This is a genomic window from Fibrivirga algicola (assembly GCF_011742925.1).
Lineage (GTDB): Bacteria > Bacteroidota > Bacteroidia > Cytophagales > Spirosomataceae > Fibrella > Fibrella algicola.
Map to the genome: position 1 here is coordinate 1 of NZ_WAEL01000025.1, position 1,711 is coordinate 1,711.

1 pseudogene is annotated in these 1,711 nt (G+C 55.0%); it reads right to left on the minus strand.

Going from position 1 to position 1,711, the window contains the following annotated elements:
- Nucleotides 1–1,524: pseudogene (locus tag F7231_RS27030) on the minus strand (gliding motility-associated C-terminal domain-containing protein); the annotation flags it as partial.
- Between the last annotated feature and the right edge of the window lie 187 nt (nucleotides 1,525–1,711).

Here is a 1,711-nt window from a genome sequence, read left to right on the forward strand (position 1 = left end):
GCCCACGGGCAGGGGGTACTGGGCCACGATGCGGTAGCTGTAGGAGACGCCCCGCCGCAGGGCGGTGGTGTCGGTGAAGGTCGAGCTTGTCAGGGGCACCTGCCCGATGCGGGTGTAGCCGGGCAGGATGCCGGTGACGCAGGGGGGCGGGGTGCGGTTGTCGCAGCCTTCTTTGCGGTAGATGAGCATCTGGGCCGCTGGCTGGTCGGCCCCGCCCGCCGGGCTACACGAATAGGGCGTCCAACTTAGTTGGATAGCTCGCCCAGAGGTGTTACCAAGCGTTACTCCCCGCGCGGTTAGACTCTGCGGTCGTGGCCCAATCAGGCGAATACCAAACGTAGCAAAGGAAGCTAGCGATGGAGCCCGGTTAGTGGGCAGATCATTAGCCTTGATGGTAATATCGTACGGCGCCTGACGAATCTGCGCACAGTTGGTCTGCCAGGAGAAGATACCAGTTGCCGGTGACGCCTGATTTGTACCATTTGGCGTCAGCGTGGCATAAGACGGACTGATAATTGGTGGGTCATAGAGCACATTATCGGGGGATCGGTTGAAGGGGCCACCGAAGCCCACGACGACCACCCGATTGCCATCGGGATCGGTCACCCGGATGTTCCGGGTGATCAACGTACCTGCCTCAGCGCAGATATCGGCAATGGGATCGATCAGCGGTCGTCGGTTGTTGGCGTCCAGCACGATGACCTGTACATCGCGGGTGATTTCCCCGATCAACACCCCGTTTCGCCATTCCTGAATAATAAACGCGTAGTTGTATTGGCCTGCTTCAACGGGTGCATCCCAGCAGACATCACCCGTTCGGGAATTGACCGTAAATGTGGCCGGACTGGCACCAGCTTCAGTACGCCCCGGTGAAATAACATCTGCCGGGAGTTGATACTGAGGAACAGGCAGTGTGCGGCAAGGTGCTCCGTCGCCCGAATACTGAGGGATGACGATCCGATACGCCAGGCTGTCGCCGTCCGGGTCGTAGGCGGCCGGGTTATGGCAGTATTTCTGACCAATCCGAGCCGTGTCAACAGGAGGATTCAGTAGAATCGGATTGCTGTTGAAACCTAAGGCGGCATTAGCTAAAACAGTCGTTGTGACAAAAAACTGAACTTCTAGTGAGGCCCCATTCCGGATGTTACGCGTCCCTCCGTTCCGATTTACGATACGCGCTGAGATTGCGTAAATGCCTGGTCCTGGGTACGTATACGTAGTTCGATATACGTTGATCGTTGTGGCCCGGTTCAGTAAGGTGATAGACGTGCGGGGAACATTGATACTGGTTCCATCGCCAAAACAGAAGAGCACCTCATCGGCTGATTCGGCTGCATCACGACCGTTCTGAATGTCGTAGTACGCCGTCAGGGTAATTTCATAGGTAAGCCCTGTGCCCGTACCCGTGATCCGGCGGGTGGTTATCTCTCCGGCCCGAACGTGGGTAGCCTGTACGATCTGAGGAAACAAAAAGCTACCAGTGAGCAACAGGGCCAGTAGCCAGCCAGTAAAGTTCGTTCTCATAACGTCGAATGTCTTTTACGAGTCAACGATTTTGGCCGTTAAATGAATATAACGATTAGACACAAAAAGAGTGAGGTATCTAACTGAGCATCAATTATTAATTGATCGGCGCTCAATCAGATACCTCACTCTCTAAAACCAATATTTTATCCTTTACCTAACGCATACTCACCCCATCACGAATGAG